Source organism: Actinomyces israelii DSM 43320 (assembly GCF_000711965.1).
GTDB lineage: Bacteria > Actinomycetota > Actinomycetes > Actinomycetales > Actinomycetaceae > Actinomyces > Actinomyces israelii.
On sequence record NZ_JONS01000016.1, the window covers coordinates 30,130 to 46,168 of the forward strand.

General features: G+C 68.2%; 14 protein-coding genes. 4 read left to right on the plus strand and 10 right to left on the minus strand.

The features are described 5' to 3' along the window. Positions 1-36: 36 nt before the first annotated feature. The 3 genes from O145_RS07155 to O145_RS07165 are packed head-to-tail and all read right to left on the minus strand — an operon-like array spanning position 37 to position 5,770. Entirely contained in the window at positions 37-1,599 is a 1,563-nt protein-coding gene (locus O145_RS07155) for a DUF5719 family protein (protein WP_156966641.1), read from the minus strand. Continuing rightward, complete coding sequence (locus O145_RS07160; RefSeq protein ID WP_043561728.1) at positions 1,596-5,519, minus strand: glycosyltransferase; 3,924 nt, start codon at positions 5,517-5,519, stop codon at positions 1,596-1,598. Before O145_RS07160 ends, O145_RS07155 begins: the two co-directional genes overlap by 4 nt. Continuing rightward, on the minus strand, positions 5,516-5,770 hold the full coding sequence (locus tag O145_RS07165; protein WP_229118420.1) for a WhiB family transcriptional regulator: 255 nt from the start codon (positions 5,768-5,770) through the stop codon (positions 5,516-5,518). The genes O145_RS07160 and O145_RS07165 overlap by 4 nt, the downstream gene beginning before the upstream one ends. 447 nt (positions 5,771-6,217) lie before the next feature. Here O145_RS07165 and O145_RS07170 point away from each other — a divergent pair, with 447 nt between their 5' ends. Further along, a complete protein-coding gene (locus O145_RS07170) occupies positions 6,218-6,973 on the plus strand; it encodes a TIGR03089 family protein (RefSeq protein ID WP_043561731.1) in 756 nt (251 codons plus the stop codon). Positions 6,974-7,058: 85 nt separating this feature from the next. On the opposite strand, the gene manA is transcribed toward O145_RS07170, so the two are convergent. Next, on the minus strand, positions 7,059-8,252 hold the full coding sequence (gene manA / locus O145_RS07175; RefSeq protein ID WP_043561834.1) for a mannose-6-phosphate isomerase, class I: 1,194 nt from the start codon (positions 8,250-8,252) through the stop codon (positions 7,059-7,061). A gap of 135 nt (positions 8,253-8,387) precedes the next feature. Between manA and rfbA the strand changes: the two genes are divergently transcribed. The 3 genes from rfbA (at position 8,388) to O145_RS17170 (ending at position 10,934) form a co-directional block, all read left to right on the plus strand. Further along, entirely contained in the window at positions 8,388-9,281 is an 894-nt protein-coding gene (gene rfbA, locus O145_RS07180; RefSeq protein WP_043561734.1) for a glucose-1-phosphate thymidylyltransferase RfbA, read from the plus strand. A 200-nt stretch (positions 9,282-9,481) separates the two neighbouring features. After that, on the plus strand, positions 9,482-10,231 hold the full coding sequence (locus O145_RS07185) for a sensor histidine kinase (protein ID WP_156966642.1): 750 nt from the start codon (positions 9,482-9,484) through the stop codon (positions 10,229-10,231). 10 nt (positions 10,232-10,241) lie between these two features. Beyond that, positions 10,242-10,934, plus strand: coding sequence for a response regulator (locus tag O145_RS17170; protein WP_084682445.1), 693 nt, complete (start codon positions 10,242-10,244; stop codon positions 10,932-10,934). A gap of 16 nt (positions 10,935-10,950) precedes the next feature. Here O145_RS17170 and O145_RS19870 read toward each other — a convergent pair whose 3' ends face one another. The 6 genes from O145_RS19870 to O145_RS07200 all read right to left on the minus strand — a co-directional run bounded on the left by O145_RS19870 (position 10,951) and on the right by O145_RS07200 (position 15,976). After that, a complete protein-coding gene (locus O145_RS19870; protein ID WP_411265949.1) occupies positions 10,951-11,667 on the minus strand; it encodes a lasso peptide biosynthesis B2 protein in 717 nt (238 codons plus the stop codon). Between the two features lies 1 nt (position 11,668). Further along, a complete protein-coding gene (locus O145_RS17180; protein WP_156966644.1) occupies positions 11,669-13,351 on the minus strand; it encodes an asparagine synthase-related protein in 1,683 nt (560 codons plus the stop codon). Between the two features lie 192 nt (positions 13,352-13,543). After that, on the minus strand, positions 13,544-13,681 hold the full coding sequence (locus tag O145_RS19875) for a lasso RiPP family leader peptide-containing protein (RefSeq protein ID WP_411265950.1): 138 nt from the start codon (positions 13,679-13,681) through the stop codon (positions 13,544-13,546). A gap of 95 nt (positions 13,682-13,776) precedes the next feature. Then, positions 13,777-14,460, minus strand: a complete 684-nt coding sequence (locus O145_RS07195) for an ABC transporter permease (protein ID WP_043561738.1) — start codon at positions 14,458-14,460, stop codon at positions 13,777-13,779. After that, complete coding sequence (locus tag O145_RS17185) at positions 14,457-15,236, minus strand: ABC transporter permease (RefSeq protein WP_084682447.1); 780 nt, start codon at positions 15,234-15,236, stop codon at positions 14,457-14,459. The genes O145_RS07195 and O145_RS17185 overlap by 4 nt, the downstream gene beginning before the upstream one ends. Further along, positions 15,233-15,976 carry an ABC transporter ATP-binding protein gene (locus O145_RS07200; RefSeq protein ID WP_324252493.1) on the minus strand — a complete coding sequence of 248 codons (744 nt, stop codon included), beginning with the start codon at positions 15,974-15,976 and terminating at the stop codon, positions 15,233-15,235. The genes O145_RS17185 and O145_RS07200 overlap by 4 nt, the downstream gene beginning before the upstream one ends. Positions 15,977-16,039 lie beyond the last annotated feature (63 nt).

A 16,039-nucleotide genomic window follows, 5' to 3' on the forward strand; every position in this document is an offset into this window, starting at 1 on the left:
CGAGATCGGTTCACCTCCGTGCCGAGATCGGCGGGCCTAGCGCAGTAGCAGCTCGCTCTCCGCCAGGGCCGTGGAGTCGGCCACCGCCGGCACGGAGGCGATGAGGGTCCCGGCCGCGTCCCCGCCGACCTTCGCAGTCACCACCGCGGCCGCCGTGACCTGCTGGGCCGCCGGACCCGAGATGGTCAGCGCCGTGACCTGGCCGGGCACCTCCGGTGTCACGGTGGTTCCGGCCGGCACCTCAGTCTCCTGGCTCCAGGAGCCGTCGGCCGAGGCCAGGGTCACGGTGGTCGCGCTCGACCCGGAGTTCGTCAGCACCAGCTGGGAGGCCAGGCCCTCGGCGCGGGGCAGCGCGATGGAGCCGGCCTCACCGGCGTCAGGCGTCGCCGCCTGCGACCAGGCGACGTCGTGCAGCAGCGCGCCCGAGCGCGCGGGGTACTCCCCCGCGCTGCGCACGAGCCGGACCCCGGCGGCCACCGGGGCGTCGGAGCTGACGTGCACGCCGTAGGCTCCCGCCGGCACGCCGCTGAGGGACACGTCGAAGACCGCACCCGGGTCCACGGTCACCGAGTCCGCCCCCTGGAGGACCCGAGTGCCGTCCGGGCCGATCACCGAGATCGCCGCGGTCGCGGGCGCGCTGCCCGGGTTGACCAGGCGCACCGCCGGGGCGTCCGAGGACTCCGGCGCCCCGGCGGCCGCGCCGGGGGCCTTCTCGCCCTGCTCGGCCGCCTCGACCAGGACGACGCCGGGGACGGTCAGCTCGGTGTCGGGGGCCGCGCCGCCCGTGAGCACCTCGGTGCCCGCAGCGGTCTCGCCGTCGAGGGACTCGGTGACCAGCGCGGGGACGACGGTCCCCCCGACGGCCTCCACGCTCAGCGCCAGGCGGGGATCGTTGCCGGCCGCCTCCAGCATGACCCCCATGGTCCTGCCCGGGGGCACGACCACCTGGCCGCCCGCGGGCGGCGCGATCTCCCCGACTGAGCCGTAGAGGCGGACTGTGGCCGTCACGGTCGTGGTGCCGGGGTTGGTCAGGCGCAGCTCGGCGGACGAGCCGAGCGCGGTCGACCCGCCCACGATCCAGGAGATCGCCTTCGGGGGCGTGCAGGGGGCCGCGGTGAGCCCGCGCAGGTCGCCGTCGGCGGTCAGCGTGGTCGACACGCCCGCGGCTCCGGTGGGCCTGGTCCCGTCCGGGTTGACGCTCAGCACACCCCCGGCGGCCTCGTTGAGAGTGGTGGCGGGCCCGGTCAGCGCCTCCCCCCTGTAGGTCAGGGAGGCTGCCGCGTCGAGGCTGGTCAGAGTCGTCGTGGCGGTCGTCCTGCCGACGGAGACGGCGCCCAGGGTGTTGCTGGGGGCGGCGTGGCAGGCGTAGACGGCCTCTCCGGCGGGTGCGGGGACCTGCGCGGCGGTCACGACCGCGCTCCGGTCAGCCGGGACGCGGCCGCCCGCCCAGGTCAGACCTGCCATGGCGAGGCCCAGGGCGGCGGAGGCGGCCAGGGCGACGGCTCGCCCGAGCACCCTGCGCCAGCGCGGGCGCCGGCGGGCGGAGGAGGCCGCCCCTGTCCCGTCCGCCTTGCGTGTCCTGCCTGCCTTGCCCGTCATGCGATGGCCCCCTTGCGCCGCAGGGGCAGGGCGGCCAGAGCGGTGACGGCCCAGACCGCCCAGATGAGGCGGGTGGCGATGGCGCCCGCCGTGGACCGGTGGGCCACGACCAGCTCTCCGCCTCCCGGCGGCACCGAGAAGGCCTGCCGCCAGGTCCCGGCGGCGCCCTGGACGCCGGTCGGCTCGAGCGGCTCGCCGTCCAGCTCGGCGTACCAGCCCGCGTCGGCGCGCTCGGCCAGGACGAGGGTGCGGGCCTGCCCCTCGGCGGACTCGGGGACGTGCGCGCTCACCTCGGTGGGCGCGCCCGCGGGGGTGGGCAGAATCGCGGTCGTGCCGTCGGCCGCGACCAGGGTGGCGCGGGCGGACTCGGCGGCGCCGGTCGGCCCGACGCGCCAGGAGTTGCCGGCAGCGGTCTGCGCGAGCTGGTCGAGCCCCGGCGTGGACTCCAGGCCCGCGCGGGCCAGGGCGGTGGTCTCGTCCCCGGGGGCGTCGGCCAGCAGGACGACGGCGATGCCGTGGGCGGCCAGGTCGTCGGCAACGGTCTCGTCCTGCCCGGCGGTGGCCCGGGCGACGATGTCGGCCAGCTCGGCGTCGGCGGGATCGGCGGGCGCCATGCTCAGAGCCCCCTCGGCCGGGGCGAGACCGGCCGCCGGGTCCGCGCCGCCCGGAGCCTCCAGGCGGCTACGCATCTGAGCGGCCAGGACGTCGGGCACGACGTCGGTCAGCTGGGTGCCCGGCCCGCGCCAGATTCGCACGACCAGGCCCTCGGAGGTCGAGGCCAGGGCCAGGACGCGGCCCGCGCCGGCCGAGCGCTGGGTCTCCCTAGCGATGACGGGCACCTGCTGGGTGCCCGGCTGCAGGGCCCTGACGACGGCGTCGGCGCCCCGGCCCGTGGATGTGCGGGCGGCCCAGGCCCAGCAGGCCCCCACGGCCAGCGGGACGACGAGCCCGACGACGGTGACCGCGGCGAGCACCAGGTGGGGCCACCCGGCGCCGCGGCGCACGAGGCCCGCGCGGGCGGCGTCGGCGCCGGCCAGGCCCGCCGCGAGCAGTCCCGCCGTCATCAGGGTGACGCCGGTTCCCGCCCAGCCGGTGACGGTGACCGAGCCGGTCCCGTCGGGCAGGGTGCCGATCCCCGTGGTCACGCGCACGGCCGCGAGCGCCAGGCCCATGCCTCCAACGGCGCCCAGCAGGCCGGCCCGGGCGCGGTGCCCGCGCCGGCCCGCGACGGCCAGGCCGCCGAGCGCGACCAGGGGCAGGATCGCCAGCATCCCCCTGACGACCAGCACGAGGGTGGGGCCGGGCACGAGCGCGGTCAGGTCGACGGGCACCCCCAGGAGGGTGTCGAGGGCCGAGGGCGCCGGGGCGGCCACGGGGCCGCCGGTGTCGGTGAGCAGGTAGCGCAGCCCGGCGGCGGGGCCCTCGGCCGAGGCCAGGCGCGCGGCGCGCCACCACGCGGGCGCCGCGGTGACGGCCACCGGGAGGAGGGTCAGGACCAGTCGCAGGGCCGCCCGGCGCACCGTGGTCATGAGAACCACCAGGCAGCCGACCACGACCGCCGCCGCCGCCGGGGCGGCGGCGACGACGAGCGTCAGGAAGAGCCCGGCGACGGCGGCGGCCGTCGGCGAGCCGGGGCCGTAGCGCTCGACGGCCCCGCCGCGAGCCGCACCGGCGGGCGCGGGCGCGCCGCCGGAGCCCGAGCCCTCGGAGCCGCCGTCGGGGCCGCCGGAGCCGTCAGCGGCCCCTCGGGGCTCCTCCTCGCCGTCGGCGGCGTCGCCGGAGCGCCGCGCCGGGGCCGGGGCGCCGAGCTCGGCGTCGTTCTCCTCCACGATCCGGGCCAGCGCGACGGCCCGCTTGCGCGGGGCCGCCGCGTCGCGCCCGCCCGGCTCGTCCGTGCCGGGCGCGGCGGACTCCTCGGCGCCGGCGCCCGGGTCCTCCCCGGGACCGTTCCCGCTACCGCTGCCGCCGTCGCCGTCCGGGTCGTCGGCCAGGGCCGCGAGGTCCTCGATGCGCTCCGAGGCGAAGCGGTCGAGGTCCGCCTTCTCCAGCGCGGTGGCGTGGTGGGCGTCGACCATGCCCGAGAGCACCGCGTCGCGCCGGTCGGCGCCGACCGCCCGCGCCAGCGCCAGCAGCGCCCAGGGCAGGGCGAGGTGGACCAGCACGGCCGTCAGCCGCCCCTGCCCCACGGCCAGCAGGAGGGCGGGGGCCAGCGCCCAGGTCAGCGCGCCCCAGGCCCGCAGGCTCGTGCGCCGGGTCACGGTGCCCGCGGCGAACCAGGCGCCCAGGGCGGCCAGCGGCACGGCCGCCAGGAGCAGCAGGCGGACCAGGCCGTCGCCGTCGAGCCCGACGCGGCCCGCCAGGCCGACGGGCAGCGCGAGCAGCGCCAGCAGCGGGTTGACGACGGCGGGGTAGCCGTCGCCGGAGGCGGCCCAGGTGGCCCAGGCGGCGCTCCACAGGGCGCGCCCGCCGGCGGCCAGGCCCGCCCCGGCGCCGCCCGTGACGGCGCCGGCGGCCGTCACCGCGCCCAGGCCGACCCCCGTCGCGAGAAGGGCCACCGCCAGCACGCCGGCCAGCACGAGTCGGCGACGCCGCGCCAGCGCCGCGAGCTCGCCCAGCTCCAGCTCGCTGGGGGCCTCGGCGCGCGCGATGCGCTCGCGCTCCTGACGGACCCGGTCGCGGCGCACCGAGCGGATGTCGGCGGCGTTGACGTAGAGCCGGGCCAGCACCGAGCGGCGCACGGTGGCATGGGCGGCCAGGCGTCTGCGGCCCCGCCTGATGCCGCGGCCGCGGCGGGAGACGGCCAGAGCGGCCCCGAGCTCGGCGCGGGCCAGGGACGGGGACTTGGTCAGCAGGCGCCCGGCGGCGCGAACGGCCCCCAGGATGAGGAACCAGATCAGCAGCAGGCCGACGGGCCGGGCCGAGAAGGTCGCCCAGGCGAGGAGCTGGGCGGTGCGGCGCGCGCGGAAGGAGCGGTCCGGGTCGGGATCGGCCGCGTGCGGCTGCGGGACCGCGGGCCGCCCGTCCGCGTCGGCGCGCCCGGCGGCCCCGCCCTGGGCGGGGCGCAGACCCAGGTAGGCGGCCCGCCGGTGCCGGATGACGGCCTGGGGGACGACGACGACGCGGTGCCCGGCCAGCCGGACCGCCCGCGACAGCTCGAGCCCGTCGTTGAAGACGGGGAACTCGGGCGAGGTGCCGCCCAGGTCCTCCCACACGGCGCGGTCGATGAGGGCGCCGGCGGTGCCGACCGCCAGGACGTCGGAGCGGTCGTCGTGCTGACCCTGGTCGATCTCGCCCGCCACGACGTCGTTGGCCCTGCGCGCCGACGCGGTCGTGCGCAGCCCGACCTCGAGGAGCTGCTCGGGATCGTCCCAGTCGACCTGCTTGGGCCCGACCAGCGCGGCGGAGCGCGTCTCCGCCACCGCGGTCAGGAGAGCCTCCAGGCAGTCCGCGGCCGGCGCCGAGTCGTCGTGGAGCAGCCACAGCCAGCCCTGCTCGCCCCTGTCGCCCCGGTCCTCGGAGCGCTTCCCGGCGTTCTTGCCGCGTGAGCGCCCGGATCGCGTCCCGCTGCGCCGACGGCGCGGGGAGGGCGCGTGCGGATCGGCCCCGGCGAGCTCGTCGTACAGCGCCAGGCCGCGGCTCACCGCGCCGCCGAAGCCCTTGGCGTCGGGGGCGCGCACGACGCGCACCCGGGTGCAGGCGCCGATCCCGGAGGCGGCGACGGCCTCCTCGACCGGGGTCCCGTCGCCCAGGCCGTTGTGGCGCGAGGCGACATCGACGACGATCGCGGTCCTGGGCGCCACGGTCTGCCGGGCGAGGGCTCGCAGGGTCCGGCGGAGGTAGGGCGTGACCCCGGCGGTGACGACGACGGCGAGCGCCTCGGTCCCGCCGGCGGACCAGGCGCCGGGACCCTCTGGGCTCATACGGCGCGACGCTTGAGCTTGCGACGCTCCCGCTCGGACAGGCCGCCCCAGATGCCGAACCGCTCGTCGTTGGCCAGAGCGTACTCGAGGCACTCCTCGCGAACCTCGCAGGTGGCGCACACGCGCTTGGCCTCACGCGTCGAGCCGCCCTTCTCGGGGAAGAAGGCCTCCGGGTCAGTCTGCGCGCACAGGGCGCGCTCCTGCCATGCGAGCGGCCCCTCGTCGACCTCGTCACCGCCGAAGAGGAACAGGAGGGTCTGGTCGTCAGCTTCGTCGGTACGCGCGAGCGGACCCTCGCCGAGAATGTTCCACACGTTGGCTTCCCTTCAGGTCAGGGGCAGATTAACTACCCATGAATTACACGGGTGTCAGCAAAGAGAGTCAAGCCGGCGAGGGATATGTCACCCAATCGTGACCATCGGCGTCATTCCAACAAAAAGTCCATGTAACGGAACGATAACAGGAGCCGCGGAGCCAGGATTTTGAGGGTTCCTCTACACGCCCCTCCGGCCACCCCCCGGATTGGGACCCGGCGCACGCGCCCCGGTGGGCGGGCACCGGCGGCGCCCCGTCCCGCGCCCCTCCGGCCGCCCGTCCCCGAGGCCGCCGCGCCGCCCGGGGCCGGGCCGCCGCGAGCCGGTGGCGCCCCAGAGGGCGCGCCCGCTTGAACCGCGCTCCCTTTTTGCTTGAATCGGCCCATGACCGACGCGCTGATCCGGGTCCTGCCCTCCACTTCGGACTCCTCGCGCCCCTGGCTGGTGTGGTACGCCCCCGGCGAGCGCATCGAGCTGACCGGACACGTCCTGAGCATGTGGCACGCCAAGTGCGCAGGTTTCGTCACCACCGAGGCCGGCCCCGGCGCCGACGTGCACCTGGGAATGAGCCCGCACTGGCGGGCGGTGACCTGGTGCGCAGGCGCATGGGTGGCCGGCGCCACACCTGTGCTGCTCGAAAGCAACGACATTTTTGTAGAAAACCTACTAAGTGAAGCCCCCGTCATGTCGGTCGCATTCAGGATTCGTTGGTTGTTTCCCTCAGCGGACGTTCAGGTACTTGTGACAATGGGGTCGCTCGCGACGCGCTGGCCAGGAGCCCTCCCGCCGCTGGTGCTCGACGGGATCGCCGACGTCATGCCCTTCGCGGACCGCTTCCCGGCCGCCCCGACGGGCGGCTCCGAACCCGCCCTCAGGGTCGTCGGCGACGGCGGGGCGCGCACGGTGAGCCGGGACGCGCTGGCCGAGGGCCGCCCGGACGCCGGCGCCGAGGCGGCGCTCGCGGCCGGCGCCCGGGCGCTCCTGATCAGGCAGGAGACGACCGAGCGGGCGGTGCTCGGCGTCCTGGCCGCCTGGCGGGCCGGTCTCACGGCGGTGCTCGTCTCCCCCGACGCCGACGCCGCCCTGCTCGCCGCCGCCGCGCGCCAGGAGGGGGCCGTCGGAGCCGGACCGGGGGCCTGATGGGCGGCACGGGCGGCTCCGGGGCCGGTTCCGTCCGGTCCTCGCGGCCGGACGGGGACGAGCACCCGGACCCAGTCATCGGGCCTCAGGGAACGTCGGCCTGGACGACGACGCCGTCCCCCTCGACGGCGAGCACGCGCTCGTCGGCGCCGACGAACAGGGCCTGGCCGCGCCCGAGGGCCGCCTGGCCGGCGGGAGTGGTCACCGTCGTCGTCCCCTCGACGGCCAGCACGATCCGGGGCCCGCGCCCGGGCACCTGCATCCGGCCGTCGGCGGGGACGACCGTGGTCACGAGCAGCTCGAAGTCGTCCACAGGGGCGTAGTAGGCGCGGGTGGCGCGGGAGAGGTACTCCGGCGCCGGGCGCACCGGCGGGGCGGCCACGTAGTCCACGCAGGCGAGCATCTCGGGCACGTCCACGTGCTTGGTCGTCAGCCCCGCCCGCAGCACGTTGTCGGAGGATGCCATGATCTCCACGCCGAGACCGCTGATGTAGGCGTGCACGCTGCCCGCGGGCACGAAGAGGGCCTCGCCCGGGTGGAGGGTGACGGGGTTGAGCAGCAGCGCCGCCGCCACCCCCGGGTCGCCCGGGAAGGCCCGGGCCATGGTCACGGCGTTGGTGTCCGCGCGCCGGGAGGGGGAGGACCCCCGTTCGAGGCGCGCGTCGATCTCCGCCACCAGCGCATTGATCTCCACGGCCGTGGGACGGGTCCCGGTGGAGACGAGGTCGGAGAAGACCTGGCGGATGCCGAAGCGGGTCGGGTTCAGCCGCAGGGTGCGGCGCATGCGGTGGGCCAGGGCCGAGTCGAGTCCCGAGAGGACCTCGGCGGCCCGGCGAGGGGCGCGGAAGCCCGCGACGGCCTCGTAGCGCGTCAGGGCCAGCACCATCTCGGGCTTGTGGTTGGCGTCCTTGTAGGAGCGGTCGGGGTCGTCCAGCGCCAGGCCCGCCTCGTTCTCGCGCCGGAACCCCTCGATCGCCTGGTCCAGGGAGGGGTGGACCTGCAGCGAGAGCGCCCGCTCGGGGGCGATGAGCTTGAGCAGGAAGGGCAGGTGCTCGCCGAAGCGCCGCACGACGTCCTCGCCCAGCAGCCGCTGAGGATCGGCGTCGATGAGATCGGCCAGGGTGCCGGGGCGGCCGACCAGGGCGGTGGGCCCGGAGGGGTGGGCCCCGTACCACTGCTCGGCCCAGGGACGGTCGTCGGAGAGCTCGCCGAGCAGCTCGGGGATGGCCGCCGCCGAGCCCCAGCCATAGGTCTGGCGTGCGCCAATGAGTCGTTCCACGACAGGCACGCTAGCCCATCACCCGCCGCGGGCCGAAGACGCGCCGGGGACGCGCCGCAGCCGGCCCGCGCGCCGCGGCGGCCGTCTCGACGGCGGCGGCGGCAATCGCGGCGCGCATGGGCCATACTTGGGGCCATGCGAGGCATCATTCTGGCCGGAGGCTCCGGCACGCGACTCAACCCGATCACCCTGGGCGCCTCCAAGCAGCTCATGCCGGTCTACGACAAGCCGATGATCTACTACCCGCTGAGCACCCTCATGCTCGCGGGCATCCAGGACGTCCTGGTCATCACCACCCCGCACGACGCCCCCAGCTTCCACCGCCTGCTCGGCGACGGCTCCCAGCTGGGGGTCAACCTGTCCTACACGGTCCAGGAGGTCCCCAACGGCCTGGCCCAGGCCTTCGTCCTGGGGGCCGACTTCATCGGCTCCGACAGCGCCGCCCTGGTCCTGGGCGACAACATCTTCTACGGCCCCGGCATGGGCACCCGGCTGCGCCGCCACACCAGCCCCGACGGCGGCGTCGTCTACGCCTACCAGGTCGCCGACCCCACCGCCTACGGCGTGGTGGAGTTCGACGCCGACCTCAAGGCGATCTCGATCGAGGAGAAGCCCGCCCGGCCCAAGAGCGACTACGCCGTGCCCGGGCTGTACTTCTACGACAACGACGTCGTCGGCATCGCCAGGGCCCTCAAGCCCTCGGCCCGCGGGGAGTACGAGATCACCGACGTCAACCGCGCCTACCTGGACGCCGGGCGCCTGAAGGTGGAGGTCCTCCCCCGCGGCACCGCCTGGCTGGACACCGGCACCTTCGACTCCCTGGCCGACGCCACCGGCTTCGTGCGCACCATCCAGCACCGCCAGGGTCTGACCATCGGCTGCCCGGAGGAGGCCGCCTGGCGCATGGGCTTCATCGACGACGACGGCCTGCGCGCCCGGGCCGAGCCACTGGCCAAGTCCGGCTACGGCCAGTACCTCCTGGACATCCTGGCCCGCTCCCAGCGCGGCCACGGCGCCGGCCGGTCCTGAAACACTCACCGCGCTGACCGGCATGGACGGCGACATGGTGAACGATAACCGTGCAGGGGGGGAGCAGCCACCGCCAACCTGATCCGCACGTCTGCCGAGAGGTTGCTCTACCCCGATCGAGCAGGTGTGTACGCGCAATGACCGGGACGAGAGCCAGGATCAACAGCGCAGTGACGTTAACGGCTATATTTGTCGGCGTCATGGTGGTTGTCGCCTGCGGACCCGAGTCCGCCCATTATGGCATAACGCCGTACGTACTGATCGCATCGCTAGCCGTCGTCTCATTGGCGCTGCTGATCAGAAGCAGGACCCGGAAGGCCATGGAACGACGCCGTCGGGATCAGGTGATCGCGGATGCTGTCCATCAGGAAAGACTCAGTCTCACTGAGCACCTACATCACATCATCTCGAACCGGATCGCCTCTATCGCAGTTCAGGCGAGCGCATGCCTGCTCGCGGACGAATCCGATCCGCGCGTTGCACTCAGAACGATAGAGTCGGAAAGCCGCGCCGCTGCCCGGGAGATGCGCCGGCTCCTGGCCCTGCTGCAATCCAGCACCCACGTCCCGGTACCTACCGCGCCATTGCAGCAGATCTATGCGCAGGCTAGCGCCTCCGGTGTCAGCCTGGCGGTCAAACACACAACAGCCTTTCACAGCAGGAAGGCGGAAGAAGCTGCATCGTTGGTGATACACGAGTCTCTCATGAACGTCCTGCGGCACGCCGGCGGCGCACCCACCGAGGTAAGAATTAGCAGAGAAAACGAGAACATCCGCATCATCGTACGCAACGAAGCCCCCGAGCCCGCGCCGCCCGCCTCACCCGGCGCCGGGATCGGGCTGCTCCTGCTGCAAAAGAAGTGCAACTCACTCGGGGGGAGCATCACTTCAGGCGAGACGTCGAACGGGTATATTGTCGATGCAGTTATCCCTGACCCCCAGGACGACTGATGGGAAACTGATGGGAAAAAGAATCAGAGTTCTCATCGTTGACGACCAGCTGCTGCTGCGTCGCTCGCTCACCACCATACTGGAGAGCAGCGGAGGCATCGAGGTAGTTGGCGAGTCCGGTTGCGGAGCGGATGCGATCAAGGATGCCCTCCGGCTCAAGCCCGATGTCATACTGATGGATATCCGCATGCCGGGTGAGATCGATGGGGTGGAGGCCACTAGAAGAATCCACTTGCACCCCTCTGTCACAGGGACGAAGGTGTGCATGCTCACGGTCTTCAGCGAAGACCAAAAGGTTGTCCAGGCTCTACGCAATGGTGCGGTGGGGTACATAACTAAAGATGCACCACCGGAAGAGGTCATCAATGCAGTGCGCTCCTTACACCTGGGACACTCGGTCCTCCCTTCAGAGGCACTATCCCTGGCGTTAGCACAGTCTCCCTCCATCCATGCCCCGACAAGCATCGAAGAAGAACTGACCCCTCGCCAGGCCGAGGTCCTGGCGCTCATCGCCACCGGAATGTCCAACGCGGAGATCGAAGCCACCCTGCATATCACGCACTCCACACTGAAATCTCATGTCGCAGCACTACTGAAGAACCTTGAAGCCCGCGACAGGGCGCAACTGGTAGTGGCCGCCTACGAAGGCGGCCTGGTCCAACCACGACGTTCTCAAACGAACATCAGGAAGAACCGACCATAACCCCATGGCAGAAGACCTAGGCTCCCGTCCCCTTACCCATCCCGTATCTCTCCGCATCATGGCGATGTGGCCTCACGGAGAGTACAGTGACAAACGAGGACAATGATCCAGGCTCCCCAACCGGACAGCCATCGACCTCAATCCATGCATGAGCGGCGAATGGCGAGGTGCGGAACCCGCTGCACCAGTCAGGGGACGTTCCCTGACACCGACAATAGATGAAGGCCGACACGGAGCGGAGCAGACACCCCATCCCCGAACATCTCGCACTGACAGCACAAACTGCGTACCTGGCCCTTCCAGCCTGCACCGCGTCCGCTGGGTCACTCTTTCTCCCGACCCATTCAAGAAAGTTACAGATCCTTCGCGGGCTCATACGAGCAACCAACGACCCCGCGCCTACAGCGAATAGCGCCCTCGCTCTCTCCGAAAGAGTAATTCTCACCGACGCCTCAGGCCCGACCGGGATGGCCACATCAATCACCCTCGACAAAAAACTCGCCTCTGACATCTGTGCGACTACAGAGTCGATATCATTAAGAACCTCCCCCTCGTCAACCTCCATGCTGACAGATATTCTCTTAGCTGTCTCCTCCTTCGACAGTCCAGACAACAACCTCTCCAGGACAGAGGACGCAGTGCGGTTCAAGCGGAAATAAACCCCTCTATTCGAATCCAAAACGATTGCCCCATCGTCCACGTGACTGAGAATAATACCTTCACCAAGTCGCACCTCACACCCCCAGATGCCGAGAACCCATGTTACGTAACCATCTTTCTACCTCAAGTGTGGATTGAATAGCATGGAGCTCAGCAGTATCGTTGACACCCGACAGCACCGCGCGCCTCAGCTTATCCGCATCAACAATACCGAGGTCCATCAGGTAACACTCGTCAAAATAACTGCGCAAACTCTCTCGATTCGCCTCCATCGCCCTATACAGCTCCATGCTGTAGTCGCCTTTGCTCCTTCGCGCAAACGCGGATGAAGGTACCATCCCCCTCATGGAGTCCTTGAGCAAAGACTTACCTCTGCCGGCCTCGGTCCGGTCGCCCACATCGAGCATCAGGGACGCCAGCACCACTTCACAGTCCAGAAATGGCGACTGCCATTCGACCACATCGCGTCCAAATCTGCTTGATATTTGATCTAACAACTCAGCCTCGTATGAGAGTGAAGCGAGAGCCTGATGCCGAGCCTGATCAGGCGAAAGCGGCTGTATCTCCTGATCGTAAAGAAGATGGACTGCCTCCCCAACGGCCTGGAGAGCATCACGGTGAACCCAGTCAGGAATTTCCATCGCGTTCCCCCAGGAAAGATCAACGGCAGATCTCCCTCCGCTAAACGTCCAGGACTCAAGAAGGTCTGAATGAAATGGCGTGGCGCTCCGGGCCTCAGAATACAGGTCGACAAGCTTTACTCTATTTCTCTTAGCAGCACGCCTTAAAGTCAACAGGGAACTGAAACCATATCTCTGATAGTGCGACCACAGCTGGGCCGGCATAGAGGTGAACAGCTCATCTCCACCAAAACCGGTGAAGTGACTCGTCACACCGTTATCTGTACTGGATTTCGCAACGGCCCGCAGATACATGCGTCCCGCACCCCAGAGGAAGGGGCCCCCAGTCTCTGGCTCCTCAACCTCTACATCTGAGCGAAAGAAAATATTCGCGATCTCATTGCCGATGAGACGAGGCTTAATGGCGATGTCGCTTAGAACCCGGGAGGCCCACACATGGTCCTCGTTGCTCGGATCAGATGCAACATAATGATAGGCATCGATATTACACGCGCAGTGATGCAGCATATATACAACCGCTGTTGAATCGAGACCCCCGGAACAATCGACTCCCACGCGATCATCGCTCCCTACCAAGGTGGAAACGACGGCCGGAAGCAGGCTCGACAAGTCGTGCACCACCTGATCGCGATCGGCGTACGCCTCAGGGAGGCGCCAAACCCGCGTTACTTTAACACCGCTACCCCGAATTTCCAGCCTCTCTCCGACCGATACTCTATTCACTCCGTTCCCGATGGTGGTTCTATTGAATGGCCAGGGAGCGCCCAGAGGCGTCACACTAAGTGCCAGTGAAACAGTATTCAGATCCGAGGTGCCACACCCCTGAACGAGACGACCAAGATCAGTTGACGCGATCCTCCCCCGCCCACGCACACTCCAGAACATGGGATCCCTGGTCAAGAAAGGCTGATGGCAGTAGATCACTTTTTCATGATGTGTAACAGCGACCCAACGACCACCGATCTCACAGACCTCTCGACTGAAGACCTCGATATCGGCCGCGGAGCGGAACAACGTCTTGATGCGCTCCCGCACACCATAATCCCCGAAAACGACTAGCATCCCAATCCGCTCATCTGCAACTGAGTAGTCGCTCGCTTGACTAAAAGCAGTCACGCACGGGCGTCCCGAGCTGTAACGAGACAACGCGATGAATCCATCAGGAATACATGGGTCACTGCTATCGCCATCCTCCAGGATCAGGATACCGTACCGTGCCACCAATCTCTCCTAGCCTCCGCTCGGTGGGGGTGCGCATATGACTACATCATACGCACCCCCACCGAACACTATCAGGTTCTCCTCATGTCAGATGCAGATGGGAACGAGTCCGCAGCCGAGAAAATCCCGACAATCCCCCCACCACAGGCACCGAGTGACGTCGGAGAAGTCTCCGAGCACCACCATCCTAGGCGCCGTGTATGAAATGTGTGACAACGCTCTCACCTCCTTCCCAGGACAGGAACACCGCTGATCATCTGCTCAGATCAGCAGAAGAATGACCGACGAGGTCCTCTCCCCCTTTCTTGAACCCCGCCCGCTCATGAATCACCATAGACGAAACGCCCGACGCCGGCACACCCGATACCCATGATCCAGGATGTAAGCACAGCGACAGAAGAAGCCTCATAGGAGAGATCACTCTTCAGGAACAGATCCGCACTAACCTGCGACGGCAGCCACTCGACCCAGTCCGTCAACGGCATTAACACCGGGGGAGCCACCACCAGCAACACCAGACTTACACTGAGTGTCGGCACAACGGCTCTTACCAGGAACGCCAGCAGCGCCGGAAGCATGCCCATAACTGCAAGATGGATGCTGCTATAGCACACAATACGTACAGCCTCCCCGCTGACCTTTTCCAGGATTACGGCAGAGGCAGCCGACATTGAGGCCAGCCCCAGCAGAAAAAGCACCACCGAGAATAGCGCAATTTTGGCCGTCACCAGGATCGATCGTTGCGGTACCGCAGAAATAGTGGTATATATCTGCCCTCCTTGGTACTCCTGACCACTGAGAACAGTCCCGAGCACAACAAAGCCGATCGCGATATAGTCAGGAATCGTTTTCAGAATATCCAGGTCTACCATCCGCCCCTGATCTCCAAACCGAGACTCGAACACCAGCGAGACTGTTACAGAAAATACGACAGTACACACGAAGACCGCCCATGTCACCGGCACGGAGACGATCTTCTTGAACTCGGAAGCTACAGTACTCATGACTGCGCATCCCTCGTCACCCAACTCACGACAATAATCACTACCGCCAGTAGAGCCCATGCCGCACATAAATAGAAACCGGTTGCCGCGTCCACGGCGTTCGTTACAGGAGACTCCACCAAGAACGTACTGAGCGCCGCCGTGTCCGGTAGATACCTAGCCGAATCGGTAACCAGCGAGAGAAGACGACTGAATGAGAGGACCGTGCTGTTCGCGAGAAGAACAGCTAACGGCAGCACACCACTCCGGGTCACCGCCGTGAAGGCGCAGGAAATCAATGCCATCATCACCCAGAACACTGACACTCCAGCGACGCGCCGCCAGCATGTCCCATCCAGTGGGCTAGCGTACTCTCCGAGTATGCGCCGTGACGTAATAATCGTTACTGCCGTCGCCACAACGGAAGTCACAATCACCCACATGCACAGCACGACGATCTTCGAAGTCACTGCTCGAAATCGCCGAGGCACTGCAACCATGGTAGTCGTCAATTGCCTCGATCGCCCGACTTTCTGAGCATTTCTTGCGTACTCGCTCGACATGATAATCACGCCGATCACCACCACACCGATAGTGCCAAAAATCAGATGCCCGAATCCTGCATCGACGGTAGACGTGCTCAGCAGCCCTCTTTGCCCCCCGGTACTGAGAGCACGATGCGCCGCGCGCGCACTGAGCGCGGCCAGACCAACAGGAACCAGAATGCAGCTCACGGTTGCCACCCAGATCGACGTCAGAGTGCACAACTTCTTTAGCTCAGCCCCTACCAGCATCATACTGAAGCACCGCTCTTCGTGTAGGCGAAGAAGGCGGACTCCAGATCGGAGTACCCCCTGGTGATATCTGCAAGTGCTCCAGCCGCGGTGATGCGGCCCTGCGATATGACCACGATATCATCTGCAATCTCAGCCAGCTCAGACATCAGGTGACTCGAGAGCAAAACTGTTCCACCCATATCGACATGCTCTCTCAGCAAACCCCTCATCCAGCGCACCCCCTCGGGATCCAACCCATTCACGGGCTCATCCAGGACGAGGTACTCAGGACTGCCCAACAAGGCAGTGGCAAGTCCTAGGCGCTGCCCCATTCCCAACGAGTATGTTCCGATGCGCTGATTCTCCGCGCCGCTCAGCCCCACCTGCTCAAGAACCTCAGGCACTCGCCTAACGGGTATCTTATTGCTGGTCGCGACCCAACTAAGATGAGCTCGAGCCGAGCGCATCGGGTGGGCACCAGGACCGTCCAGCATCGAACCCACGATGCGCAACGGGTACCGATACGCCCGATAATTCATCCCACCGATGCTCGTTGTCCCGGAGCTAGGCCTATCCAGCCCCAGTAGGATACGCAACGTCGAGGACTTCCCTGAGCCGTTGGGACCCACGAAGCCCGTCACCCTGCCCGACGCCGCCGTGAAGGACACGTGATGAAGGACAGTCCGCCTCCCATGTCTTTTCACGACGTCATTGATCACAACCATGATCACAGTCTCGCAAACAACATGGCAGGTGTACATCGGACGTCAGGATGATTCACTTCGACGCATGGGCCTACGGGCCCACGGGTGGAGCCCGTCAAT

Excerpts from the sequence above, each read along its gene's own strand:
- O145_RS07195 (WP_043561738.1), bottom strand. The coding sequence starts at position 14,460 with ATGAGTACTGTAGCTTCCGAGTTCAAGAAGATCGTCTCCGTGCCGGTG.
- O145_RS07155 (WP_156966641.1), bottom strand. The coding sequence starts at position 1,599 with ATGACGGGCAAGGCAGGCAGGACACGCAAGGCGGACGGGACAGGGGCG.
- O145_RS17185 (WP_084682447.1), bottom strand. The coding sequence starts at position 15,236 with ATGATGCTGGTAGGGGCTGAGCTAAAGAAGTTGTGCACTCTGACGTCG.
- O145_RS07160 (WP_043561728.1), bottom strand. The coding sequence starts at position 5,519 with ATGAGCCCAGAGGGTCCCGGCGCCTGGTCCGCCGGCGGGACCGAGGCG.
- O145_RS07170 (WP_043561731.1), top strand. The coding sequence starts at position 6,218 with ATGACCGACGCGCTGATCCGGGTCCTGCCCTCCACTTCGGACTCCTCG.
- rfbA (WP_043561734.1), top strand. The coding sequence starts at position 8,388 with ATGCGAGGCATCATTCTGGCCGGAGGCTCCGGCACGCGACTCAACCCG.
- O145_RS07185 (WP_156966642.1), top strand. The coding sequence starts at position 9,482 with ATGGTGGTTGTCGCCTGCGGACCCGAGTCCGCCCATTATGGCATAACG.
- O145_RS07200 (WP_324252493.1), bottom strand. The coding sequence starts at position 15,976 with ATGTACACCTGCCATGTTGTTTGCGAGACTGTGATCATGGTTGTGATC.
- O145_RS17170 (WP_084682445.1), top strand. The coding sequence starts at position 10,242 with ATGGGAAAAAGAATCAGAGTTCTCATCGTTGACGACCAGCTGCTGCTG.